Origin of the sequence: Pseudomonas sp. 06C 126 (genome assembly GCF_001855215.1) — a bacterium.
Classification (GTDB): Bacteria; Pseudomonadota; Gammaproteobacteria; order Pseudomonadales; family Pseudomonadaceae; genus Aquipseudomonas; species Aquipseudomonas proteolytica.
The window spans coordinates 260,650-284,529 of record NZ_MIFU01000001.1; the positions used below are offsets into that span (position 1 = coordinate 260,650).

The 23,880-nt window shown below is 61.1% G+C and carries 26 protein-coding genes and 1 pseudogene; 12 read left to right on the forward strand and 15 right to left on the reverse strand.

The window, feature by feature from the left end; genetic code table 11:
* The first annotated feature begins 41 nt into the window (after positions 1–41).
* Entirely contained in the window at positions 42–506 is a 465-nt protein-coding gene (locus BHC62_RS01235; protein WP_029289610.1) for a TIGR02444 family protein, read from the forward strand.
* On the opposite strand, the gene BHC62_RS27680 is transcribed toward BHC62_RS01235, so the two are convergent.
* Positions 503–1,669 carry an AlgP family protein gene (locus BHC62_RS27680; protein ID WP_083335403.1) on the reverse strand — a complete coding sequence of 389 codons (1,167 nt, stop codon included), beginning with the start codon at positions 1,667–1,669 and terminating at the stop codon, positions 503–505. The two genes, BHC62_RS01235 and BHC62_RS27680, sit on opposite strands and share 4 nt — an antisense overlap.
* 192 nt (positions 1,670–1,861) lie before the next feature.
* On the opposite strand from BHC62_RS27680, the gene BHC62_RS01250 reads away from it, so the two are divergent.
* Positions 1,862–2,527, forward strand: a complete 666-nt coding sequence (locus BHC62_RS01250) for an FKBP-type peptidyl-prolyl cis-trans isomerase (RefSeq protein WP_070994032.1) — start codon at positions 1,862–1,864, stop codon at positions 2,525–2,527.
* Between the two features lie 54 nt (positions 2,528–2,581).
* Here BHC62_RS01250 and BHC62_RS01255 read toward each other — a convergent pair whose 3' ends face one another.
* The 7 genes from BHC62_RS01255 to BHC62_RS01285 all read right to left on the reverse strand — a co-directional run bounded on the left by BHC62_RS01255 (position 2,582) and on the right by BHC62_RS01285 (position 8,972).
* A complete protein-coding gene (locus BHC62_RS01255) occupies positions 2,582–3,040 on the reverse strand; it encodes an Rsd/AlgQ family anti-sigma factor (RefSeq protein WP_070994033.1) in 459 nt (152 codons plus the stop codon).
* Positions 3,041–3,245: 205 nt separating this feature from the next.
* Entirely contained in the window at positions 3,246–3,767 is a 522-nt protein-coding gene (locus BHC62_RS01260) for a disulfide bond formation protein B (protein WP_029289614.1), read from the reverse strand.
* A 235-nt stretch (positions 3,768–4,002) separates the two neighbouring features.
* Positions 4,003–5,244: a heme biosynthesis protein HemY gene (locus tag BHC62_RS01265; RefSeq protein WP_070994034.1), complete on the reverse strand. Its 1,242-nt coding sequence runs from the start codon at positions 5,242–5,244 to the stop codon at positions 4,003–4,005.
* 5 nt (positions 5,245–5,249) lie between these two features.
* Entirely contained in the window at positions 5,250–6,362 is a 1,113-nt protein-coding gene (locus tag BHC62_RS01270; RefSeq protein ID WP_070994035.1) for a uroporphyrinogen-III C-methyltransferase, read from the reverse strand.
* A gap of 19 nt (positions 6,363–6,381) precedes the next feature.
* Complete coding sequence (locus BHC62_RS01275; protein WP_070994036.1) at positions 6,382–7,149, reverse strand: uroporphyrinogen-III synthase; 768 nt, start codon at positions 7,147–7,149, stop codon at positions 6,382–6,384.
* A complete protein-coding gene (hemC, locus tag BHC62_RS01280; RefSeq protein ID WP_029289622.1) occupies positions 7,146–8,087 on the reverse strand; it encodes a hydroxymethylbilane synthase in 942 nt (313 codons plus the stop codon). The genes BHC62_RS01275 and hemC overlap by 4 nt, the downstream gene beginning before the upstream one ends.
* A 138-nt stretch (positions 8,088–8,225) precedes the next feature.
* Entirely contained in the window at positions 8,226–8,972 is a 747-nt protein-coding gene (locus BHC62_RS01285) for a LytTR family DNA-binding domain-containing protein (protein WP_029289624.1), read from the reverse strand.
* A gap of 551 nt (positions 8,973–9,523) precedes the next feature.
* Here BHC62_RS01285 and argH point away from each other — a divergent pair.
* Entirely contained in the window at positions 9,524–10,918 is a 1,395-nt protein-coding gene (gene argH / locus BHC62_RS01295) for an argininosuccinate lyase (RefSeq protein ID WP_070994037.1), read from the forward strand.
* A gap of 185 nt (positions 10,919–11,103) precedes the next feature.
* Here argH and BHC62_RS01300 read toward each other — a convergent pair whose 3' ends face one another.
* Positions 11,104–11,763, reverse strand: a complete 660-nt coding sequence (locus BHC62_RS01300; protein ID WP_070994038.1) for a glutathione S-transferase family protein — start codon at positions 11,761–11,763, stop codon at positions 11,104–11,106.
* A gap of 125 nt (positions 11,764–11,888) precedes the next feature.
* Between BHC62_RS01300 and BHC62_RS01305 the strand changes: the two genes are divergently transcribed.
* From BHC62_RS01305 to BHC62_RS01315, 3 genes are all read left to right on the forward strand, one after another.
* Complete coding sequence (locus BHC62_RS01305; protein ID WP_029289632.1) at positions 11,889–12,173, forward strand: hypothetical protein; 285 nt, start codon at positions 11,889–11,891, stop codon at positions 12,171–12,173.
* A gap of 149 nt (positions 12,174–12,322) precedes the next feature.
* Positions 12,323–12,577, forward strand: coding sequence for a TIGR02647 family protein (locus BHC62_RS01310; RefSeq protein ID WP_029289634.1), 255 nt, complete (start codon positions 12,323–12,325; stop codon positions 12,575–12,577).
* 168 nt (positions 12,578–12,745) lie between these two features.
* The gene (locus BHC62_RS01315; RefSeq protein WP_070994039.1) at positions 12,746–15,586 is read left to right on the forward strand and encodes a class I adenylate cyclase; all 2,841 of its coding nucleotides are present in this window, start codon (positions 12,746–12,748) and stop codon (positions 15,584–15,586) included.
* Here the strand turns inward: BHC62_RS01315 and rnk are convergent.
* The 3 genes from rnk to cyaY all read right to left on the reverse strand — a co-directional run bounded on the left by rnk (position 15,583) and on the right by cyaY (position 16,690).
* Positions 15,583–15,993, reverse strand: a complete 411-nt coding sequence (rnk, locus tag BHC62_RS01320; RefSeq protein ID WP_029289638.1) for a nucleoside diphosphate kinase regulator — start codon at positions 15,991–15,993, stop codon at positions 15,583–15,585. The two genes, BHC62_RS01315 and rnk, sit on opposite strands and share 4 nt — an antisense overlap.
* Before the next feature lie 143 nt (positions 15,994–16,136).
* Entirely contained in the window at positions 16,137–16,355 is a 219-nt protein-coding gene (locus tag BHC62_RS01325) for a DUF1289 domain-containing protein (protein WP_029289640.1), read from the reverse strand.
* Positions 16,356–16,357: 2 nt separating this feature from the next.
* Positions 16,358–16,690: an iron donor protein CyaY gene (gene cyaY / locus BHC62_RS01330; RefSeq protein WP_029289642.1), complete on the reverse strand. Its 333-nt coding sequence runs from the start codon at positions 16,688–16,690 to the stop codon at positions 16,358–16,360.
* 239 nt (positions 16,691–16,929) lie between these two features.
* On the opposite strand from cyaY, the gene BHC62_RS27190 reads away from it, so the two are divergent.
* Genes BHC62_RS27190 through BHC62_RS01355 form a run of 6 tightly spaced genes read left to right on the forward strand, consistent with a single transcriptional unit; the run spans position 16,930 to position 21,515 of the window.
* The gene (locus BHC62_RS27190; RefSeq protein ID WP_071609987.1) at positions 16,930–17,091 is read left to right on the forward strand and encodes a lipoprotein; all 162 of its coding nucleotides are present in this window, start codon (positions 16,930–16,932) and stop codon (positions 17,089–17,091) included.
* 9 nt (positions 17,092–17,100) lie between these two features.
* Positions 17,101–18,348: a diaminopimelate decarboxylase gene (gene lysA / locus BHC62_RS01335; RefSeq protein ID WP_070994040.1), complete on the forward strand. Its 1,248-nt coding sequence runs from the start codon at positions 17,101–17,103 to the stop codon at positions 18,346–18,348.
* 3 nt (positions 18,349–18,351) lie between these two features.
* Entirely contained in the window at positions 18,352–19,182 is an 831-nt protein-coding gene (dapF, locus tag BHC62_RS01340) for a diaminopimelate epimerase (RefSeq protein ID WP_029289646.1), read from the forward strand.
* A 13-nt stretch (positions 19,183–19,195) separates the two neighbouring features.
* On the forward strand, positions 19,196–19,921 hold the full coding sequence (locus BHC62_RS01345; RefSeq protein WP_029289648.1) for a DUF484 family protein: 726 nt from the start codon (positions 19,196–19,198) through the stop codon (positions 19,919–19,921).
* Between the two features lie 2 nt (positions 19,922–19,923).
* On the forward strand, positions 19,924–20,823 hold the full coding sequence (gene xerC, locus BHC62_RS01350) for a tyrosine recombinase XerC (RefSeq protein WP_070994041.1): 900 nt from the start codon (positions 19,924–19,926) through the stop codon (positions 20,821–20,823).
* Complete coding sequence (locus BHC62_RS01355) at positions 20,820–21,515, forward strand: HAD family hydrolase (protein WP_029289653.1); 696 nt, start codon at positions 20,820–20,822, stop codon at positions 21,513–21,515. The genes xerC and BHC62_RS01355 overlap by 4 nt, the downstream gene beginning before the upstream one ends.
* Before the next feature lie 173 nt (positions 21,516–21,688).
* Here BHC62_RS01355 and sutA read toward each other — a convergent pair whose 3' ends face one another.
* The 3 genes and pseudogenes from sutA to BHC62_RS01370 form a co-directional block, all read right to left on the reverse strand.
* Positions 21,689–22,015, reverse strand: a complete 327-nt coding sequence (gene sutA / locus BHC62_RS01360; protein WP_015886504.1) for a transcriptional regulator SutA — start codon at positions 22,013–22,015, stop codon at positions 21,689–21,691.
* A 103-nt stretch (positions 22,016–22,118) separates the two neighbouring features.
* Positions 22,119–22,280 (reverse strand): annotated as a pseudogene (locus BHC62_RS01365) (YjbQ family protein); the annotation flags it as partial.
* Positions 22,281–22,530: 250 nt separating this feature from the next.
* Positions 22,531–23,868 (reverse strand): ammonium transporter, encoded by a 1,338-nt coding sequence (locus BHC62_RS01370; RefSeq protein ID WP_029289659.1) that lies wholly within the window; start codon positions 23,866–23,868, stop codon positions 22,531–22,533.
* Positions 23,869–23,880: the final 12 nt, after the last annotated feature.

A 23,880-nucleotide genomic window follows, 5' to 3' on the forward strand; every position in this document is an offset into this window, starting at 1 on the left:
GGAGTCTACCAGCTTCGTTAGCCGCTGGCTTGGGTGTGAACATGTGCGCTGACCTGTGGAGCTTTGCCCTCTCGACCTACGCCCGTGCGGGTGCTGAAGATGCCTGCCTGCGCTTGCAGGAGCAAGGGGCCGATGTGTGTCTGTTGTTGTGTGGGTTGTGGCTGGAACAGCGCGGGGTCGCGCTGGAGCCTGGACGCGTACAGGCGCTGCGAACAATCGCCGAGCCCTGGCAGGCAGATGTCGTGCAGCCCTTGCGCAGGGTGCGCAAACAATGGCGTTGCATGGCACAGCAGGATGTGGAGCTGGGGGCGTTGCGCGAGCAGGTCAAAGCCCTGGAACTGGAGGCCGAACGGCAGTTGCTATTGCGTCTGGAGGCACTGGCACAGCGTTGGCCAGCGGGGGAGCACGCCACAGATCAGGCATGGCTTGAAGCACTGGCGACCGAAGCCGCCAACTTCGACCACGACGCGCTGCATCAGCTGCGCGTCGCGGCCACCGGCACTTAAGAAGCGCTGGTTGGGGTGGTACCTGGCACTACCGGAGCAGGCGTGCTGCTGGCCGGTGCCGGGGTAGCAGTTGGAGCTGCCGGCGCAGCGGGGGTCGCGGGCTTTGCAGCAGCAGGTTTGGCGGCTGGCTTGGCAGCTGGTTTTGCAGCAGCAGGTTTGGCAGCTGGCTTGGCGGCTGGTTTCGCAGCAGCAGGTTTGGCAGCTGGCTTGGCGGCTGGTTTTGCAGCAGCAGGTTTGGCAGTTGGCTTGGCGGCTGGTTTTGCAGCAGCAGGTTTAGCAGCTGGCTTGGCGGCTGGTTTTGCAGCAGCGGTTTTAGCAACTGGCTTAGCGGCTGGTTTTGCAGCAGCAGGTTTGGCAGCTGGCTTAGCGGCTGGTTTCGCAGCAGCAGGTTTAGCTGCTGGCTTGGCGGCTGGTTTCGCAGCAGCGGTTTTAGCAGCCGGCTTGGCGGCTGGTTTCGCAGCAGCAGTTTTAGCGGCTGGCTTGGCGGCTGGTTTCGCAGCAGCAGGTTTGGCAGCTGGCTTGGCGGCTGGTTTCGCAGCAGCGGTTTTAGCAGCTGGCTTGGCGGCTGGTTTCGCAGCAGCAGTTTTAGCAGCTGGCTTGGCGGCTGGTTTCGCAGCAGCGGTTTTAGCAGCTGGCTTGGCGGCTGGTTTCGCAGCAGCGGTTTTGGCCACTGGCTTGGCGACCGATTTTGCAGGCGCTTTTTTAGCAGCAGGCTTGGCCGCAACTTTAGCCGAAGCCTTGGCCGCAACTGCCTTGGCCGGTGTACGAGTGCTCAACACTTTGGCCACTGCTTCTTTCACACGACCAACGCCCTGGGCCAGTTTCAGGCTCTCTTGGGCATCACGCTTGAGTTGAAGGATGTAGGTGCGGGTTTCGGATTGACGATCCTTGAGGGCATCGAGCAAGTCCTCAAGTTCTTTGACAGCGCCCTTGGCTTTGGTTTGCGCCTTGGCTTTGCCGGCAGTCGCGGCGTCTTGCAGTTTGGTGCGGGATTTATGCAGTTTTTCTTGAGCCTTACCGCGTTGCTTTTCCAGCTTGGCGAGCAATTTCTCTGCATCAGCCAAGGCTTGGGAGCAAGCACTTTCCAAATGTTCGAGCAGGCTGCCCGAGAGTTGTTGGAGCAAGTGCAACGGGGTATTAACAGGCTTCTGTTTGGCCGACATGGTTTACCTCCTGGCTGACGTGGGTGCGGCTCATACTAGCCCTCTGCTCTTACCGCCGCTAGGGCATGTTGACAGTATCGAATGCGTTGCGTTGCACCGCACAAAAATTCTTATCGATATAACGAAAAACCACTCCATTCTTTACCCCTCCACACTGGCATAATCCACCGCACTTTCGGCTGGAGAATACCCATGTCGCGTTACCTTTTTTTCATCCTGGGTTTGTCGTTTTCAGTGGCCAACGCGAGTGAGCCAGCAGCGTCCAAAGACAGCCACGACCTGGCCTACAGCCTGGGCGCCAGCCTTGGCGAACGCCTGCGCCAGGAAGTCCCCGACCTGCAGATCCAGGCCTTGCTCGACGGCCTCAAGCAAGCCTATCAAGGCAAGCCCCTGGCCCTGGATGACGCACGCATCGCTCAGATCCTCGCCCAACACGAAGCGCAAGCCAGCAGCGAGGCACAAGTGCCGCAAAGCGAAAAGGCTCTCGCCGCCGAACAACAATTTCTGAGCACGGAAAAAGCCAGGAACGGTGCGCGCGAATTGGCAGACGGTATCTTGTTCACGGAGTTGGCCCCTGGAAGCGGGAAAAAGCCAGGCGCCAATGATCGGGTGCAGGTGAAGTACGTGGGGCGATTGCCGGATGGGACGGTTTTCGACCAGAGCACGCAGCCCCAATGGTTTCGCCTGGACAGCGTGATCAGCGGCTGGCAAAGCGCGCTGCAACAGATGCCGGTAGGCGCAAGATGGCGCCTGGTGATTCCTTCTGCACAGGCCTATGGCGCAGACGGTGCGGGCCAGTTGATCGCACCTTACACACCGCTGGTTTTCGAGATTGAGCTGCTCGCAATCGGTGCCTGAGCCCAACGAAAAACGGTGCGCCATGCGCACCGTTTTTTGTCTTGCCGCTGAGGCTCAAGCCTGGGTTGCAGGCTCTTCCTTGTGGGCGTTGTGCAGCACTTCGATCAAGCAGTCTTCCAGTTCGAAACGCTCATGGAGCAGGCCACCCAGCTCTTTGAATTTCGCGGCAACGCACTCACCCTTGTCGCAAAGGTCGTTAAACGCCAGGAGCTTTTCGGTGATGACGTCGATACGCGGGTAAATGGTCTTGGCCAAATCCAGGCCACGCTGGTCATCGAAGGCCTCGGCCTCCTTGGTCAGTTGCTCATAGACCCCGAAGTGCCCTGCCGAGACGTAGTCCACCAAGACACCACAGAACTCCTGCAGAGGCTTGCGGTTCTCAGCCAGCGCTTCAGGCTTCTCACCCAGAGCATCAAAGGCCCGAACCAATTCGTGACGTGCCTTCAACCAGCTGTCGATCAGCTTATGCACACCACCCCAGCGTTCCTGAGCATTCTGACAACTTTCCAACATGATGATCTCTTCCCTTATGGGCGGTGCCGCTTTCACCCGCGCGATGCGTCGAGGATAAAGCGGCAAGCGGACAACGCCGCATCGAACAAACTGTTTCAATAACGCGTGCGGGCCAGATTATGCCCCCACGACTATGGCTTCAAGGTACGCAGACCAGAAAGTTCATACAAGTGTTTAATCCCATCCTACGAACCAACCCAACCAGTCAGTGCTTCACAAACCGTAGATTCTGACCGGGTAACAGTCGGGAAAACTGCGTCACCCCCAGTAGGAGCATTGCCACGAAGAACAGCAGGCTCCACTCCGGGATGCTCAGGTCAAACAACGTCCAGTTGATTTCCACACAGTCGACAGTGCCCTTGAACGCCAACTGCAGGGCTTGCCCCAGCGACAGGTTTTCGATCATGTATTCCAGGCTTGGCCAGCAGTTGGGAACCTGGTCAGGCGGGATGTTCTGCAATAGCACCTGGCGCACCGCTGTCACTGCGCCGAGCAACGCACAGCCCATGCTCGCCGCCCAGTACAGGTAGATGCCCACGCGCCTGGGGCCGTGGATCGCCGCTATGAAGTTGATCAGGGTGAACACCGCCAGCAGGCTGCGCTGGATCAGGCATAGGAAACAAGGCCGCAAAAGAGCCCCGTATTCCAGGTAAAACGACGCGCCCAACGTCAGCACACCGGCCATGAACGCCAGGAAGAACAAGGAGCGTGAAGGGGCCAAAGACATTGTTTATCCGTAACGCAAGAGATAGGTCGTTACGGTAGAGGAAAGACCTTACCCCTTTCAATACGCGCTGGAGCAGACACTTCCGCGAGATCGCAGGGATATCCCGTCAGAGGGCAGGTAACTTTACGTGGTGCCCTGTGGGAAACCACCTCAAGCCCCTGAATCCGCAAAACCGAGGGATTTTGAAGGACTGGTTGCCAGATGCTTCTGAGCCAGCCCTTCAAAACATCCTACGTCAGACCCGTGCAGGCACCGGTAGCGGTGAAGCCAGCAGGCGGCTGTCCAACAGCCCCAGGCCCTCCTGGAACAGTTGATTACTGCGCTCGGTATCACCCAGCTGCGCGAGCAATCGCGCCAACTCGGCACAGGCCTCGGGGTTGCGTTGAACCTGCAGGCTGCTTTCCAGATAGTCCCGCGCCTTGCCCCACAAACTGTTTTGCAGGCAGAGCCGACCCAGCGTCAGCAACAAACTGGCATCGCCCGGATGGTCCTTGAGCCAGCCTTCGGCGAACTTCAACTGCCGTGCCGGATCGCCACCGCGCAGCAGGCCATACAACCGGATCAGGTGACTGTCGTAGCCGCGCTTGAGCGCAACACGCAAAGCCTCTTCGGCCTTGGCATCGGCGCCCAGTTGGCGCAACTGTTCGGCATAGGCCAGTACCAGTTGGGGCTCCTGGCGCTGGGCCGAGGTCAATTGCTGCCAGGCCCGCTCAAGGGACTGCAGGCCGGCCTCACCATGCTCTTCACGCTGGACGGCCAGGCTCAGGTTTTCACCCCAGGCCCGGCGCTCCAGATCCGCCAGCTCGGTGGCTGGCAGCACTTTATCCTTGCGCAGCTCCGGCAAGAGCCGGATCACCGAGGACCAGTCACCACGCTGCTGGTGCAGGCGCTGGAGCTGGCGCAATACCTGGGCGTTGTGCGGATGGCGCTCATGCATGGCCTGCAGCGTCACGAGGGCTGCGTCCGTGTCGCCACGGTCCATCTGCAACTGTGCGTGGCTCAAGGCAATCGCCAGCTCGGCCTGGGGCTGACGCTCCAGGGCACGCTCCAACAGGCTGTCGGACTCTTCATAGCGCCCCTGCTCGTTGGCCGCCCGAGCCGCGCCGAGGTAGTAGAGCAATGGCTGGCGTTCGGCTTCCGCCGCACGGTGCAGGTGCCGCTCGGCACTGGCCCAGCGGCCTTCCGCCAAGTCCATCTGCCCCTGCTCGATAGCCACCTGCACCCGCCGGCTGCGATTGCGCCGCGACCAGGGATTGACCACGCCACCCGAAGTCGTCACCAGGCCCAGCAGCACGCGCAGCAGATAGATCGCCAGGCCGACGACAAACACTGCCACCAGGGTCGACCACAGGCCGGACTCATAATGCAGCACATGGGGATAGCTGATCAGCACATAACCGGTGTGTTTCGAGATGCCCACCGCCAGCGCCAGAGCGAGGGCAATGGCCAGCACCAGGACCACATAGAAACGCTTCATCGGCTTTACTCCTGGGTCGCCGGCTTACCGGCGGAAGCCTTGGCTTCGTCGGCAGACAGATGGCGGCGTTCAAGGTAAGCCTGCACCGCAGACAAACTCGCGGCGAGGTCCGGGGTCACTACCGACACGGCCTTGGGCTCAAGCTCGGCAATACGCGCCAGCATGGCCTGGCTTTGCGGGTTGTCCTGGTTGAAGTTGCCCTGCAATACGCTGCGCGCCTCGCCCAGCGCCCGAGCGTACACCGCCGGTTCGCCATTGAGTGCGGCCCATTGCGCCTGCTCCAGCGCCAGGCTCAGGGCCAGGCGCACCTGGTTCAGGCCTTGGCCTGCCAGCAATGGGCGGATGTTGTCATCGGGGTTGAAATCGATACGGAAGTAGCGGGAGATCTGCTCCCACCATTGGCTCCAGCGACTGTCAGTGTCGGTGCTCGGACGGCCCTGGGGGCTCTCTTGCAACTGATATTCCGGGGACACGGCGGCCAGTTGCACCACCTGGTCACGCAGCGCCGCCAACTGCAGGTACAACCCGGTGCGGTCGGGCTGCTCAACGCTGCGCAAGGCCGCCAGGCTCTTGGCCAACTGCTCGCGGGCGGCGTAGGAACCCGGATCGCTCTGCTCACGCAGGATCTCATCGGCGCCCTGCACCAGCGCCTGGGCACTGTTGATGTCCTGCAACGCTGACAAGCGCAGGCTGGCCAGGCGCAGCAGATGCTCGGCCTCGGCCAGGCGCCAGTCCTTGCGGCTGGCCCCCAGGACGGTTTCCAGACGCTGGTTCAGTCGCTGCTGGTCGCCCTGCAATTGCGCCACCAGGCGCCGGCGTTCTTCCAGTTCATCAGCACCCGGCAATTGCGCCAGGCGTGCGGCCAATTGCTGCTGCGCCTGCTGGATGCCCTGGGATTGTTCATCCAGGGTGCGCACCTGCACCAACTGTTGCTGGCTGCTCGTTTGCAGGGCCCGGACCTGCCAGAGCCCCCAACCGCCTGCCGCAACACCCGCGGCGCCAAGCAGCAAAGCAAAGACCGCCAGGCCGTTGCCACGGCGAGGCGTAGTGACCGGGGTCTCAACAGGCGCATCAAGCGCGGGCTGAGCTTCATCTTTAGGCAAGGCTGTTTCGCTCACGTGTCCATCCTTTGCGTTATTAGAGAGTGGGAACGGGCTGGCTCCGTAACGCCACTAGCAAAGCCGCGGCACTGGCACCGCGGCAATCCACAACTTTTTTCGCGCCCGCAGCCCGGGCCATTTCGGCAACTCGTGGGCTGGGCACGAACAACGGCAACTGTGCCACGCGTGGCCAATCGGCACCGGCGAGGCCATGCAGATGCAAAAAACCCTGCCCACTGCTGACCACCAGGCCGTTCAAGCGTTCCACATCAATGCGCTGGGTGAGCACATCCGGGTCGTAGGTCGGCAAAAACCGACGATACAACTCCAGATAATCGACACTAGCACCTTGGCCGCGTAAACGCTCAGCCAGCAACTCTCGCCCCCCCTGCCCACGTAGGATCAATACGCGCGCACCGTCAACAGCGACAGCCTCGCGCAACCTGGGCAATTCAAGCAAGGCCTCGCTGTCGTCCCCAACCTCGGGGTAGCTCACATCCAGGCCATGGTCAGCCAGAACCCGGGCCGTTGCCGCGCCGACGCTGAACCACGGCAGGGTCGGCACCGCTGGGGCGAACTGAGCGAGCAACTGCAGCGCCCGGCGCGCGGCCGGCTTGCTCACCACGATCACCGCGCAATAGCAGTTCAGGCGCTGAAAAACCGCCTGGTGCTCGGCGGTGATGGGCAATGGTTGGGTTTCCAGCAACGCCAGGCTGCTGCTGAAGATACCGGCTTCGGACAACGAGGCCGCCAGGGCTGCCGATTCCTCGGCAGGCCGCGTCAGCAGCACACGCCAACCGGTCACTGCGGACCGGCCTCGCCATAGACTTTTTGCAGAATGGCGCCGGCGCCTTTTGCCAGGAGTTCTTCGGCAACCTGCACGCCCAGGCTCGCAGCCTCGGTTTGTGGCCCGCGGGTTTCAGCCGTGAGCAGCAAACCGCCGTCGGGATCACCCACCAGGCCGCGCAGCCAGAGGTTGTCACCCTCAAGTACTGCGTAGCAGGCAATCGGCACCTGGCAGCCACCGTTGAGGTGCTTGTTCAGGGCACGCTCGGCGGTGACCCGCACTTCGGTTGGCTGGTGATCGAGGGGCTTGAGCAGCGCCTGGATTTCCAGGTCTGCGGTGCGGCATTCGATACCGACGGCACCCTGGCCTCCAGCCGGCAGGCTGTCTTCGACGCTGATGGCAGAGGTGATGCGCTCTTCAAAGCCCAGGCGAATCAGGCCAGCGGCCGCCAGGATAATCGCGTCGTACTCGCCGGCATCCAGCTTGGCCAGGCGGGTATTGACGTTGCCCCGCAGGAAGCGGATCTGCAAGTCCGGGCGACGGGTCAGCAACTGGGCCTGGCGACGCAGGCTGGAGGTGCCGACGATGCTGCCCTGCGGCAGTTCATCAAGGGAGGCGTAGGTATTGGACACGAAGGCATCGCGCGGGTCTTCACGCTCGCAGATGCAATACAGGCCCAGACCTTGGGGAAAGTCCATCGGCACGTCTTTCATCGAGTGCACGGCGATGTCGGCTTCATTCTCCAGCAGAGCGGTTTCCAGCTCCTTGACGAACAAGCCCTTGCCACCGATTTTCGACAGCGGCGAGTCGAGCAGCTTGTCGCCACGACTGACCATGGGCACCAGGGACACCGTGAGCCCCGGATGGGCTTGCTCAAGGCGGGCTTTGACGTATTCGGCCTGCCACAAGGCCAGGGCGCTTTTACGGGTGGCGATGCGGATTTCGCGAGAGGACATGGATCAATCCGTACTGAATAGATACGGCAGATAATAACAGCTCAGGCAGAACCGCCTTGATTTGAATCAGCAAGTGCGGGGCCTCCCTGGCCGCTGCGCACCGGGATTCGGGGCATGCAGGTCGCTACAGCCCTCGGGCTAAAGCTGCTGCATCATCTTGCGTACGCCTGCGACATGGCGCCGGCTGACGATCAACGCGTCGCCGTTGAGCCCTTTGAGGAACAACTGAAAATGCCCCAGGGGCGTGCGTTGCAGGCGTTCGATACGCTCGCGAGCCACCAGCGCGTTGCGGTGGATACGCACGAAGCGCTCGCCAAATTCGTCTTCCAGGGCCTTGAGCGGCTCATCGAGCAGCACTTCACCGTGCTCGTGGCGCAAGGTCACGTACTTGTGATCGGCAATGAAATAAATCACCTGGTCCACGGGAATCAGCTCGATCCCCTTGCGGGTCCTCGCGCTGATATGGCTGCGGGGGCCATTGCCACTTTGCGCCGCAGGCTGGGTCAGGGCAGCAAGCTGCACGCGATTGGGCCGCTCGGCCTTCTTCAACGCCTTGAGCAGCGCTTCGGCAGATACCGGCTTGGCCAGGAAGCTGACGCCGCTTGCCTCCAGGGTCTCGGAGGAGAACTCCTCGTCGGTCGCGCATAACACCAGCGCCGGCGGCGACTCGCGCTCGCTCAAGCGGGCGGCGACCTGCAACCCATCAAGGCCAGGCATACGGATATCAAGGAGCACCACGTCCGGCTTGAGGCTTTCGATCAAGGCCAATGCCTCGTCGCCACTGGACGCGCTCGGTTCAAGGGCAGTGTATCCCTCGAGCTCACTGACCATACGGCTCAGTCGCTCGCGGGCTTGGGGTTCGTCATCAACGATCAGGACATTCATATTGCGCTGGATTCCTGCGTGAGTCTCGCACAAGGATAGCGTAGACAGGTGCGGTGACTTCCGTCACGGCGATCCACGCTAAGACTAGCGTGAGCGGCAAAAAGTGCCCCGAGAGCGACACCAATATTTACCCGGACCTGTTCAATACCGCCCAAAACCCGATACCGCAGGGCATCGTCATAGGGTTTGCTGATACTCAATATGAACACCCCCTCTACTTTAAGGTTAGCCTGGAGTTCGACCTCATCGCCTGGCATTGGTGCACTGCACCCCTGTCAGTGCAACTGTAGACGCTCACGAAGACGACATTGCTCAATCGTCAAATATCGTTTCAATAAACATCCTTTGTTTACCTCAGGATCCGGTCGGGTGAAACCCCCGCTTTCACTCCCACCTCCAGTCTCATCCCGGACGCGGCCAACGGCAAGGCACTTTGCCATCCATCAAACAAATAAAAATGCCGACGCGGCGTATCAACGCCTCCACGGGCAACCCTGTTATTATCGGCGGCACACTTTCATGCCTCTTTTAAGCAGATCACGAGCGAATCCATGAGCACCGACAAGACCAATCAGTCCTGGGGCGGCCGCTTCAGTGAGCCCGTCGACGCCTTCGTCGCGCGCTTCACCGCCTCCGTCAATTTCGACCAGCGCCTCTATCGCCACGACATCATGGGCTCGATCGCCCACGCCACCATGCTGGCCAAGGTCGGCGTGCTGACCGATGCCGAGCGCGACAGCATCATCGATGGCCTGACCACCATCCGTGGCGAAATCGAGGCCGGCACCTTCGACTGGCGCGTGGACCTTGAAGATGTGCACATGAATATCGAGGCGCGCCTGACCGACCGCATCGGCGTGACCGGCAAGAAACTGCACACCGGGCGTAGCCGCAACGACCAGGTCGCTACCGATATCCGCCTGTGGCTGCGTGATGAAATCGACCTGATCCTGGGCGAAATCACCCGCCTGCAAAAAGGCTTGCTGGAGCAGGCCGAGCGTGAATCGGACACCATCATGCCCGGCTTCACCCACCTGCAGACCGCGCAGCCCGTGACCTTCGGCCACCATCTGTTGGCCTGGTTCGAAATGCTCAGCCGCGACTACGAACGCCTGGTCGACTGCCGCAAGCGCGCCAACCGCATGCCCCTGGGCAGCGCTGCGCTGGCCGGCACCACCTACCCGATCGACCGCGAATACACTGCGCAACTGCTGGACTTTGACGCCGTGGGCGGCAACTCCCTGGACGGCGTGTCGGATCGTGACTTCGCCATCGAATTCTGTGCAGCGGCCAGCATTGCGATGATGCACCTGTCGCGCTTCTCCGAAGAACTGGTGTTGTGGACCAGCGCGCAGTTCCAGTTCATCGACCTGCCGGATCGCTTCTGCACCGGCAGTTCGATCATGCCGCAAAAGAAAAACCCCGACGTGCCGGAACTGGTGCGCGGTAAAAGTGGCCGTGTATTCGGTGCGCTGATGGGCCTGCTGACCCTGATGAAAGGCCAGCCCCTGGCCTACAACAAGGACAACCAGGAAGACAAGGAACCGTTGTTCGACGCCGCCGACACCCTGCGCGACTCGCTGCGCGCATTTGCCGACATGATCCCGGCGATCAAGCCCAAGCACGCGATCATGCGTGAAGCGGCCCTGCGCGGTTTCTCCACCGCCACTGACCTTGCGGACTACCTGGTGCGCCGTGGCCTGCCGTTCCGTGACTGCCATGAAATCGTCGGGCATGCGGTGAAATACGGCGTGGATACCGGCAAGGACCTGGCGGAAATGAGCCTGGAAGAACTGCGCCAGTTCAGTGACCAGATCGAACAGGATGTGTTTGCGGTGCTGACCCTGGAAGGGTCGGTCAATGCCCGTAACCACATCGGCGGCACCGCACCGGCCCAGGTCAAGGCGGCAGTCGCACGCGGCCAGGCGCTGCTCGCCAGCCGCTGAAAGTATCGCAGGCAAGCTAGCTGCCACCTTTGACCGGGGCCTTCAATTCAACTCGGTCAACTGTGGAAGCACGCTTGTGTGGGAGCTGGCTTGCCTGCGATAGCATCACCTTAGTGTCACTGACACACCGAGGTGCCTGCATCGCGGGCAAGCCCAGCTCCCACACAAGCCCGCCCCCCCATTTACTACTTCTTCGCCGCAATCATCGCCATGAAGGCTGGCATCGCCGCCTCCTTGTCCGCCGCCACTCGCTGGGCGTTGGGCATGTCTTGCAGCCTCTTCAGCAAGGCCTTGGCCTTCGGAAGCTCAGCCAGCAAATCCAGGCCAAACAGCTTCCCACCGACGGCACACGCCAAGTCCACGCTGTACAGGAAGTACAAGTCGGCCAGCGTAAAACTCTCCCCCGCGACATACGGCGCAAACTTGCCGTGTCGCCCCAACGCCGCAATTCCCAACAGCAACTCGGCCCTGGACTTGTCCTTGATCGCCTCTGGCACCGACATGCCAAAGAACGCCTCGGCGTAACACGCGCGGGCTGGCAGTTCGATGTACAGCTCGATTTCCCGGCACAACGCCAACACCTGGGCGCGCTGGAATGCATCGCCTGGCAGCAGGGCCGGGCCCGACTGTGTCTGTTCGAGGTATTCGAGAATCACGCTGGTTTCGTTGATGAAGCCTTTCTCGACCTTCAGCACCGGCACCTTGCCGCGCGGGCTCACCGCCAGGGCTTCAGCGGTTTGCCCGGCATAAAACGGCACTTCTTCAAAGGGCAGGCCCTTTTCCAGGAGCGCCAGCTTGACCATGTTGTAGTAGTTACTGACCGAAAATCCGTAGAGCTTGAGCATCACAAAGCCTCCAGGCCGTGCAGGGGTTGGCTGGGTAGGTTATAGATCGTGACGCACGGCCTGACCAGCAGCATCACCTGGCTGAATGGGGGTAGACTGGCGCCCTTTCCTGACAGGAGGCTGCCATGAGCGAGCCAACCGATATCGATAACGACGAAGAAGAGTTCGCCGAGTCCACCTTGACCCAGGCGATCGAAAACCAGATCGAAAGCGACAACCCGCCGGCAGCCAAGGCTACGTTCAACAAGCTGACCCTGGTCGGTTACGAGCGTGAAGACATCCTGAACCTGATGGCCCACGTGCTGGCCGTGGAAATCGACGCGATGCTGGAAACAGACCGCCCGTTCGATACCGATTGGTATGAAACGGCGCTGCGCGCACTGCCTGAGCTGCCGCCGGAAAAACAGTAGGTCCCTGGAACCGCCATCGCCGGCAAGCCGGCTCCTACAGGAGTGCGGCTTGCCTCCCCTGCGCCCATATCGCACTGGACAGTTCGCTCAAGTGCGTTCACCTTAGGCTCTGCTAGCGTCTGACAATTCCTAGAACGTCTGGAGTCCTTATGTCGTATACCCCTGAGTTGGTTGCCGAACTGGAAATCCTTGTACTTTTCCCCCTGGATAGCACCCATGAAGGTCTGAAAGTCCATCAGACTGCTGCTCCCACTGCCATTGCTGCTGCAAAGCGCCTGTTCGACAAAAAACTGATCGATCAGCCAGATGGCGGCTACCTGACCAGCCTGGGCCGGGATGCTGCAGAGCAAGCGCAAACGTTGCTGACGATTCTGACCACCGCGACCACCAAAGAAGCTGCCTGACACTCCGTATCGCCCTCGGGATCCTCTGTTCACGGATTCCGCGGGCATTCCTGTGTGTGCGATAAAATTCTGACGTCAAAAACAAATTCCCCTTAAACCTCCTACGATTCTGTCTGTAAACTCCTACACGGCTGCCCACGCCGGGCCCTGCGAGCCGCTGAGTTCGACATGACCAGTACCCATGAAATCCGCCCTGACTTGGATGAAGGCATTGACCGCAAGGTACTGGCCCAACTGCGCTCGCGCTTCCTGACCCTCAATGCCGGCCGCATGGCCCGGGCCGTCGAAGGCCTGACGCCACGCCAGCAAAGCGTGTTGGCGCTGCTGCCGCTGTTTTTCCACGTCAATCACCCGCTGCTGCCGGGCTATGTCTCGGGCAGCACCCCGGCCGGGCTGGCGAATTTTGAACCCGAGGCCCAGGTCCTGGCCGAAGCCCAGCGCCTGACCCGCTCGTTTTCCTACAAACCACGCCACGGCAACCCGCCTACCCCGATCCACGGCCTGTTCCTGATGGGTAGCCTCGGCACGCTGGCCCAGGCCGACCAAAGCGATATGGACGTCTGGGTATGCCACGCCGACGACCTGAACGAGGCCGAGCTGGGTGAGTTGCGCAAAAAATGCCAACTGCTGGAGGCCTGGGCCGTAAGCATGGGCGCCGAAGCGCATTTTTTCCTGGTCGAGCCGAACCGCTTTGCACAAGGTGGCCGCGATACCCAGCTCAGTTCGGATGACTGTGGCACCAGCCAGCACTATCTGTTGCTCGACGAGTTCTACCGCACCGCCATCTGGCTGGCCGGGCGCACGCCGATCTGGTGGCTGGTGCCGGTCTACGAAGAGGCTCGGTACGCCGAATTTACCCACACGCTGATTTCCAAACGCTTTATCCGCGCCGACGAAACCCTCGACCTCGGGCACTTGGCCCATATCCCGCCGGGAGAATTTATCGGCGCCGGCCTGTGGCAGTTATTCAAGGGTATCGAGTCCCCGTACAAGTCCGTACTCAAGCTGTTGCTCACCGAGGTGTATGCCAGCGAACACCCCAAGGTGCAGTGCCTGAGCCTGCGCTTCAAACGCGCGGTGTTCGCCAACCAGCTGGATCTGGATGAGCTGGACCCCTATGTCGTGGTCTACCGCCGCATCGAAGAATATCTGCGCGGGCGCAACGAGCCCGAGCGACTGGAACTGGTGCGGCGCAGCCTGTACCTGAAGGTCAACCGCAAGCTCACCACCGGCCAGCGCACCATCGGTTGGCAGCGCGCACTGCTGGAACGCCTGGCCAATGAATGGGGCTGGGACCAGCGGCAACTGGCCCTGCTTGATAGCCGCAGCCAGTGGAAAGTGCGCCAGGTAGCATCCGAGCGCCGGGCCCTGGTCAATGAACTCAATTACAGTTATCGCTTCCTGACCCAATTCGCACGCACCGAACAGACCGTGAGCCTGATCAACAAGCGTGACCTCAATGTACTGGGCCGGCGCCTGTACGCGGCATTTGAACGCAAGGCCGGCAAAGTCGAATTCATCAACCCCGGGATTGCCCCGGACCTGGCCGAAGACACGCTGACCCTGGTGCATTCGCCCAACCGCAAGGAGCCGGGTCAGTTTCACTGGGGTTTGTACAACGGCAGCCTGACCGCCCTGGAATGGGAGCACTTTGCACCGATCAAACGCAGCCGTGACCTGCTGGAGATGCTCACCTGGTGCCATCGCAACGGCGTGATCGACAGCAGCACCCGCCTGGCCCTGCACCCGGGCAGCAGTGACTTGAGCGAATTCGAGCTGTTCAACCTGCTGGGCAGCCTGCAGCAGACCATCGCCCTGCCGTTGGCCACGGTGGATGAGGAGCATTTGCTGCGCACGGCGATACCCGATGAAGTGCTATTGCTGATCAACGTTGGGGTCGACCCGCTCAAGCACCATCGCGACCTGAATATCCTGATGACCACCGAGCGTACCGACTCCTTGAGTTATGCCGGCGTGCGGGAAAACCTGGTCCTGACCCTGGACCAGGTGACGCTCAACAGCTGGAACGAGGTGATGGTCAGCCGCTACGACGGCCCCCATGCCCTGCTCGACTGCCTGCGCGACTACCTCAACCAACTGCCGCGCAACCAACTGCCACGGCTGCGGGTCCGGTGTTTTTGCCACAACCGTGCGCAATTCATCGCGCAACGTGTAGAAGAGATTTTCGACACCGCGCAGAACCTGCAACTGAGCCAGCTCAACCACCGCTACCTGATCCAGGTACAACAGCACTATCACGTCATGGAGCTGGCGCCGGGGCAAGCCAATCATGTGTCGCTGCCCAGCCAGCAGGCGCTGGTGGACTATCTCAGCGAAGAATTGGCCAGCTACAGCCCGCTGCACCTGGATGCCATGGCCCTGGAAGACCACGACCTGGCAGCGTTGTTGCCCATGGGCCTGCCGGAATGTGTGCAGGTGTTCTACCGCATCAACGAGGGCTTTGCCGAGCTGTACGTACTCGACGAGTTCAATGCCCTTTGGCAGCAGCGCCTGCCGTTTCATGATGAACAGAGCTTGTTGGCGCCTTTGCAACGCTTCCTGCAATCGATCATCTATCGCCGCGACGCGCTGTCACCGCTGGACCCGCAGCAGCCATCAGGGGCCTTGCAGGTGCTGTATTACCAACTATTGTCATCGGCAGGCGGCCGCGCCCGTCGAGTAGAGCCACGGCCTGCGCCACAGACTCCGGCCAACAAACCGTTCTATGACGTGCAGGCGATTATCGGCAAGGGTTCGCCAGGCCAGGTGGGGATTACCCTGTATTGCAATCAGCGGGAGTTTTCCGAACTGGAATTTGGCGACCAACTGTTTGCAGTGGTCGCCCAGGAGATCGTCGGGCAGCGTCGGGAAACCGAGCGCTATCGTTGCTACATCACCGACCTGGACCTGTCCGGGCTACTCGGTGATGTTCAAAGCCCAAGCAATCTGTACCTGCGCTACAAGGCCGAGTTGGAGCAGGCGCTCAACCAGGCGTTGAACCAGATTTAGAGCGTGAAGGCGCCGCCGTCTTTAGGCTGGCCTTCGACACTCAGCAACTCAAGCTTGAGGGTCTTGCCGCCCGGAGCCGGCCAATCGATGTGCTGGCCGACTTGCAGGCCCAGCAACGCACTGCCCACAGGAGCCAGGATCGAAATCTTGCCCTCGTCGGCATTCGCGTCCTTGGGGTAGACCAGGGTCAGGTGATAGTCCTTGCCGCTGCTCTGCTCGCGGCAATGGACACTGGAGTTCATGGTCACGACACCGGCAGGCACTTCATCGTGGCCAACCAAGTCTTCGGCACGGTCAAGTTCGGCTTGCAACGCCTCGACGCCAGGAAATTCGTCGCCCAGACGGTCGATCAATTGCTCAAGACGTTGCACATCGAGACGGGTGAGGATGATGGAAGGTGCAGTCATGATTGCGGCAGACTCCTTTTTTTCTGCACAAAAAAGCAAAACCCCGCCAGTAAACGGCGGGGTTCTCACGGACCTCGATGAGTTGAGGTGTACCCGGACACTACCACAGCACAACAAATAAACAAGATGGGCCGGCCTGAAGGTCAGGCGCCAGCCTTGCGTTGCTCGGCCTGGGCGACGATCACGCGGCGCCGCTGATCGTCGGCGGAGCGCCATTCCCGGATGTCTTCCACGTGCCGGAAACAGCCAAGGCAGACTTTTTGCTCATCCAGCCGACACAAACTGATACAAGGTGACGGCACAGCCGGGCTGACATTGCTGAACAGCGGCTTGGGCGGGCGGGCGGAAGCAGGCTGGGTCACGATCAGATCTCGTCGAAATCCAGCTCGACGCCGGCTTGTTCCAGGGTGATGCGTGCAAGCATTTCACTCAACAGCTCGTCGCTGGTGTCGTTCGACCAGCGGTTTTCTTCTTCGTCATAGTCGAAGTGAAAACCTCCGGAGCGCGCCGCCAACCACAACTGACGCAGCGGCTCTTGGCGGCTGAAGATCAATTGGCTGCCGTTCTCGAACTTGACGGTCAACACGCCTGCAGAATTTTCCAGATCCACGTCCAGGCCACTCTCGTCGAAAATATCCTCCAGCGCTTGCTGGGTCGCATCGACCAGGTCGTGAAAACGGGCTTCGGTCAAACTCATGGTGGGAACCTCAAAAAGTGTCTACTCACGCTCAAGCGCCGCACGATACGGAGGCGCCATCATGATTGCAAAGGATACCGATTTCATTCCCGTACGCCGCGTGAAATATCTCAGAGTGATGTAGGTCACTTCACGACATACACGGCAAAGCCCCGCCGGACGGGTGTCCCGGCGCATAGGCAAGCTGCCGGGTGGTCGGTATACTCGGGCGCAATTAATGCATATTCAAGGATTTAGCCATGAAGCGCCTGATCTCTTCCCTTGCTGCGCTCGTCGCGGTCGCTTGCCTCGTCAGTGCCTGTGGTCAAAAAGGCCCGTTGTACCTGCCTGATGACAGCAAAGACCCCAATGAACAGGCGCAAACGTCGCAATCCAAAGCGCACAAGCACGACAACAACTAAGGGAACATCATGGACGCTTTTAACTACCGGGACGGCGAGCTGTTCGCGGAGGGCGTGGCGCTGTCCGCGATTGCCGAACGCTTCGGCACCCCGACCTATGTCTACTCCCGTGCCCACATCGAAGCGCAATACCGCTCCTTCACCGACGCCCTCGATGGCGTACCGCACCTGGTGTGCTACGCGGTAAAGGCCAACTCCAACCTGGGTGTACTCAATGTCCTGGCGCGTCTGGGCGCTGGTTTCGACATCGTGTCCCGTGGCGAACTGGAGCGTGTCCTGGCGGCTGGTGGCCAGGCTGACAAAATCGTGTTCTCCGGTGTCGGCAAGAGCCGTGAAGACATGCGCCGCGCCCTGGAAGTGGGCGTGCATTGCTTCAACATCGAATCCACCGACGAGTTGGAGCGCCTGCAAGTCGTAGCCGCCGAGATGGGCGTGCGTGCGCCGATCTCCCTGCGCGTCAACCCGGATGTGGATGCCGGCACCCACCCGTACATTTCCACCGGGCTCAAAGAGAACAAGTTCGGCATCGCCATTGCCGACGCCGAAGACGTGTACATCCGTGCCGCCCAGTTGCCGAACCTGGAAGTGCTGGGTGTGGACTGCCATATCGGCTCGCAACTGACCAGCCTGCCACCGTTCCTCGATGCCCTCGACCGCCTGCTGGCGTTGATCGATCGCCTCGGCGAGTGCGGCATCTACCTGCACCACATCGACCTCGGTGGTGGCGTGGGTGTGCGTTATCGCGATGAAGAGCCGCCGCTGATTGCCGACTACATCCAGGCCGTACGCGAGCGCACCGAAGGCCGCGACCTGACGCTGATGTTCGAGCCGGGCCGCTACATCGTAGCCAATGCGGGCGTACTGCTGACCCAGGTCGAGTACCTCAAGCACACCGAATACAAGGATTTCGCCATCGTCGATGCGGCGATGAACGACTTGATCCGCCCGGCGCTGTACCAGGCCTGGATGAACGTCACCGCCGTGACGCCGCGTAACAGCGAAGCGCGCGCCTATGACATCGTCGGCCCGATCTGCGAAACCGGCGACTTCCTGGCCAAGGACCGTGAACTGGCCCTGGCAGAAGGCGATCTGCTGGCCGTGCACTCGGCCGGTGCCTATGGGTTTGTCATGAGTTCCAACTACAACACCCGCGGGCGTACCGCCGAAGTGTTGGTGGACGGTGATCAAGCGTTTGAAGTGCGTCGCCGCGAGACGGTAGCCGAGTTGTTTGCTGGCGAAAGCCTGCTGCCGGAGTAAGCCATGCTGCTGCGTTTTACCAAGATGCACGGCCTGGGCAATGACTTCATGGTCCTTGACCTGGTCAGCCAGCACGCGCACATCCTGCCCAAGCACGCCAAGCTGTGGGGCGACCGGCATACCGGCATCGGCTTCGATCAACTGTTGATCGTCGAGGCGCCGAGCAACCCGGAAGTGGACTTCCGTTACCGGATCTTCAACTCCGACGGTTCCGAAGTGGAGCAATGCGGCAACGGCGCGCGCTGCTTCGCCAGGTTTGTGCTGGACAAGCGCCTGACCGCCAAGCGGCAGATTCGCGTCGAGACCAAAAGCGGCATTATCGAGCTGGATATCCGCAGCGACGGCCAGATCAGCGTCGACATGGGCGCCCCGCGCCTGGTGCCGGCCGATATTCCGTTCGAGGCCGATGCCCAGGCGTTGAGTTATCCGCTGGAGGTCGACGGTACTGTGGTCGAGGTCGCCGCCGTGTCCATGGGCAACCCCCATGCGGTGCTGCGGGTCAACGACATCAACAATGCGCCGGTGCATGAGTTGGGGCCGAAGATCGAACATCACCCGCGCTTTCCGGCACGGGTCAACGTCGGCTTCCTGCAGGTCATCGACCGCTCCCGTGCGCAATTGCGCGTCTGGGAGCGCGGCGCCGGGGAAACCCAGGCTTGCGGCACCGGTGCTTGCGCCGCCGCCGTGGCCGCGATCAGCCAGGGCTGGATGGATTCGCCACTGTTGATCGACCTGCCCGGCGGACGCCTGTCCATCGAATGGGCAGGCCCAGGCCAACCGGTGAAGATGACCGGCCCGGCATCCCGTGTATACGAAGGACAGGTCCGTCTATGAGAGCGACTCGCCAATGACCGATAAGCCCCAGGCACCCGCCAAGCAGCCCGAAGGATCCCCTTGCGAAAGCCTGGAGGCAGCGGCCGTCGCCGCTTACCTGGAGGCTAACCCGGACTTCTTCGTCGAACACGACGAGCTGCTCCCGGCCCTGCGCATCCCTCACCAGCGCGGCGACACCGTGTCGTTGGTAGAACGGCAGATGAAAATCCTGCGCGAGCGCAACATCGAAATGCGCCATCGGCTTTCGCAGTTGATGGACGTGGCCCGTGACAACGACCGCCTGTTCGACAAAACCCGCCGCCTGATCCTGGCGCTGCTGGATGCTGGCAGCCTGGAAGACCTGACCATTGCCGTCGAAGACAGCTTGCGCCAGGACTTCCAGGTGCCGTTTGTCAGCCTGATCCTGTTCAGTGACAACCCGATGCCGGTCGGGCGCTGGGTCAAGGGCAGCGAGGCGCAAACCGCCATTGGTGGCCTGCTGTCAGAAGGCAAGACCATCAGCGGCACTCTGCGCGAGCATGAGCTGGACTTCCTGTTTGGCGAAGACCAGCGCGTGCAGATCGGCTCGACTGCCGTGGTCGCTCTCAGCCATCAGGGCTTGCACGGCGTCCTCGCCATCGCGAGCCGTGATCCGCAGCACTACAAAAGCACCGTCGGTACCTTGTTCTTGACCTACATTGCCGAAGTGCTGAGCCGCAGCCTGCCGCGCTTTACCACCGCCCTGCGCGCGGTGCGCTAGCCATGGAACGACAACTGGACGCCTACTGCGCTCACCTGCGCAGCGAGCGCCAGGTGTCGCCCCATACGCTGGAGGCTTATCGGCGGGACTTGAACAAGGTCCTGGCCTTCTGCGAGAAACAACAGATCGGTAGCTGGAAGGCCCTCGACATCCAGGGTCTGCGCAGCCTGATTGCCCGCCTGCACCAGCAAGGCCAATCCTCCCGCAGCCTGGCGCGCCTGCTGTCGGCGGTGCGCGGCCTCTATCACTACCTTAACCGCGAAGGCCTGTGCGACCACGACCCGGCCAACGGCCTGGCGCCGCCCAAGGGTGAACGTCGCCTGCCCAAGACCCTGGATGCCGACCGCACCCTGCAATTGCTCGATGGCGCGGTCGAGGATGACTTCCTGGCGCACCGCGACCAGGCGATCCTGGAGCTGTTCTACTCTTCGGGCCTGCGCCTGTCGGAGCTGACCAGCCTCAATCTCGATCAGTTGGACCTGGCCGACGGTCTGGTACAAGTGCACGGCAAAGGCAGCAAGACCCGCGTGCTGCCCATCGGCAAAAAAGCCCGCGACGCCCTGCTGATATGGCTGCCCCTGCGGGCATTGAGCAATCCGCCGGACGATGCGGTGTTTGTCAGCCAACAAGGCCGACGCCTCGGGCCACGGGCCATTCAGTTACGGGTCAAGGCCGCCGGCGAGCGGGAACTGGGGCAGAACCTGCATCCGCACATGCTGCGGCACTCCTTTGCCAGCCACCTGCTGGAATCGTCACAAGACTTGCGCGCCGTACAGGAACTGCTCGGCCACTCGGATATCAAGACCACCCAGATCTACACCCACCTGGACTTCCAGCATCTGGCGACGGTGTACGACAGCGCCCACCCAAGGGCCAAACGCATTAAAGGCGGCGACTCATGAGCATCAAGCTAATCACCTTCGACCTGGACGATACCTTGTGGGATAACGTCCCCGTCATCATCAGCGCCGAAGCATCGATGCGCCAATGGCTGGCAACCCATGCGCCCAAGGTCGGCGACCTGCCCCTGGAGCATTTCGCCAGCCTGCGCCAGCAGGTGCTGCAGCGTCATCCCGAGCTCAAGCACCGGATCAGCATCCTGCGCCACCGGGTGCTGATGCATGCCTTTGAAGAGGCCGGTTATGCACAACCGCAAGCCACGGAGATGGCCGATGTGTGTTTTGAAGCTTTCATTCACGCGCGGCACCAACTCACGGTGTTCCCGGAAGCCGAGCCGATGCTTCAAGCCCTGCGCCAACACTTCCTGCTGGGGGTGATCACCAATGGCAATGCCGACGTACAACGCGTGGGCCTGGCGGATTACTTCCACTTTGCCCTGAGGGCCGAAGATATCGGGATCCCCAAGCCAGATGCGCGATTGTTTCAGGAAGCGTTGCAGCGTGGCGGGGTGGAGGCCAGTGCGGCAGTGCACATCGGCGATCATCCAGGTGATGACATTGCCGGCGCGCAGCAGGCGGGGTTGCGAGCGGTGTGGTTCAACCCGACTGGCAAGGCCTGGACAGGCGATAAGTTGCCGGATGCGCAGATTCGTAGCCTGACCGAGCTGCCCTCACTGCTTCACAGCTGGAAATAACTGTAGGAGCCGGCTTGCCGGCGAAAAACCCGAGAGCACCGCGACCCTGCGTTATCGTTGACGATCTTCGCCGGCAAGCCGGCTCCTACAGAAGTCATCACCGCAGGAAATAGAGGCGCCCATGAAAAAGCCCGCAGCGACGGCGGGCTTTTTCAGCAAGCAAGTCACCGACCTCAGATAGGACGGCTGCCGTACTTGTTATCCGGCTTCTTCGGTGGATCTGCCACCACGTTAGCCTCGACTTCCTGAACTTTGCCACCTTTGGCGAGGAACTCTTCCATCGCACGGGCCAGCGCATCGCGCTCTTTGTTCTTGGCCTCGACGCTCGGCAGTTCGTCTACCGAAACGGCAGCCTTGGCCTTGCCTTTGGCGGCCGGAACAGGTGCGTCATCGCCACCGTCGTCGTCAGCAACATCTTCCGCTGCCGCTTCAAGACCTTCTTCGGTGTCGTCTTCGTCACCTACTTCCAGTTCGTCGTTTTCCAGATCATCGTCGCTCATGTTCTACCTCATGACTTGCGAAAAGCAGATTAGTTATAGCCCAGCTTCACCATCTGTCGAAGGCTGCCGGAAAAAAATCAACGTCCACCGGATAACCAGTGGCTTATGCCCCGTCACCCTGCAAGGTACCGAGGACTTTACGAGCACCGCCCTGATCACGCTGCTCGCCCAGATAAACGCGTTGCCATGTGCCCATTGCCAAGTGGCCGGCCTTGACCGGCAAACTCAGTTGGCGACCTGATAGGTTGCCCTTGAAAGGACCCGGGGCTTGGCCCACAGGGTAATCAGGGTCTGCCGCCGTATACAGTTCTGCGCCCATCGGCGCGCATTCTAGCGCGCTCTGGGAAAAAACAAAGTGCCGAATACGCCTACATGCCTGTAAGACATTCGCACAGTGAAAACTGCCTTGTGGATCCGATCACAAACTCGCCACAAAAAATCTCACAAGCCTTCACCACAGGCAAATACCAGACAAAAAAATGCCCGGCAAGCCGGGCAAGTTTTTTCATAGGTTCTTACAAGTTGTAGCCGCGTTCGTTGTGTTCCGCCAGGTCCAGGCCAACGGCCTCTTCCTCTTCAGTCACACGCAGGCCGATGGTCAAGTCCAGCACCTTGAGAATCACAAAAGTCACGATACCGGTGTAGATCACGGTAAAGCCGACGCCCTTGGCCTGGATCCAGACCTGTGCGGCAATATCGGTCACTGTGCCGAAGCCACCCAGGATCGGCGCCGCGAATACGCCGGTGAGAATTGCCCCGACAATCCCGCCCACGCCGTGTACACCGAAGGCATCCAGGGAGTCATCGTAGCCCAGCTTGCGTTTGAGGCTGGTGGCGCAGAAGAAGCAGATCACACCCGAAGCCAGGCCGATCACCAGGGCACCCATCGGGCCCACGGTACCGGCGGCCGGCGTAACGGCCACCAGGCCGGCAACCACACCTGAGGCGATGCCCAGGGCGCTTGGTTTGCCGTGGGTGATCCACTCGGCGAACATCCAGCCCAGTGCCGCAGCAGCGGTGGCGATCTGGGTCACCAGCATCGCCATGCCGGCCGTGCCGTTGGCCGCTGCAGCGGAGCCGGCGTTGAAGCCAAACCAGCCGATCCACAGCATTGCCGCACCGATCAGGGTGTAGCCCAGGTTATGCGGGGCCATCGGCGTAGTCGGGTAGCCTTTACGCTTGCCGAGCACGATGCACGCCACCAGGCCAGCCACACCGGCGTTGATGTGCACCACGGTGCCGCCAGCGAAGTCCAGCACGCCCCAGTCCCACATCAGGCCGCCGTTGCCGCTCCAGACCATGTGCGCGATTGGCGCATAGACCAGGGTGAACCAGATGGCCATGAACAGCAGCATGGCGGAGAACTTCATGCGCTCGGCGAATGCACCGACGATCAGCGCCGGGGTGATGATCGCAAAGGTCATCTGGAAGGTGATGAACACCGCTTCCGGGAACAGCGCCGCAGGGCCAGTAATGCTGGACGGTGTGACACCCGCCAGGAACGCCTTGCCCATCCCGCCGAAGAAGGAGTTGAAGTTGACGACGCCCTGCTCCATGCCGGTGGTGTCGAACGCAATGCTGTAGCCGTAGACGACCCACAGGATGCTGATCAGACCGGTAATGGCGAAGCACTGCATCATCACGGAAAGAATGTTTTTGGAGCGGACCATGCCGCCGTAGAACAGCGCGAGGCCGGGGATGGTCATGAACAGCACCAATGCGGTGGCTGTCAGCATCCAGGCGGTGTCGCCGGAGTTGAGGACTGGAGCCGCCACTTCGTCTGCCGCCATGGCCAGGCTGGGCATTACGATGGACAACAGGGCTCCTAGCCCTGCGAATTTACGCAGAGTCATATTGTTTTCTCC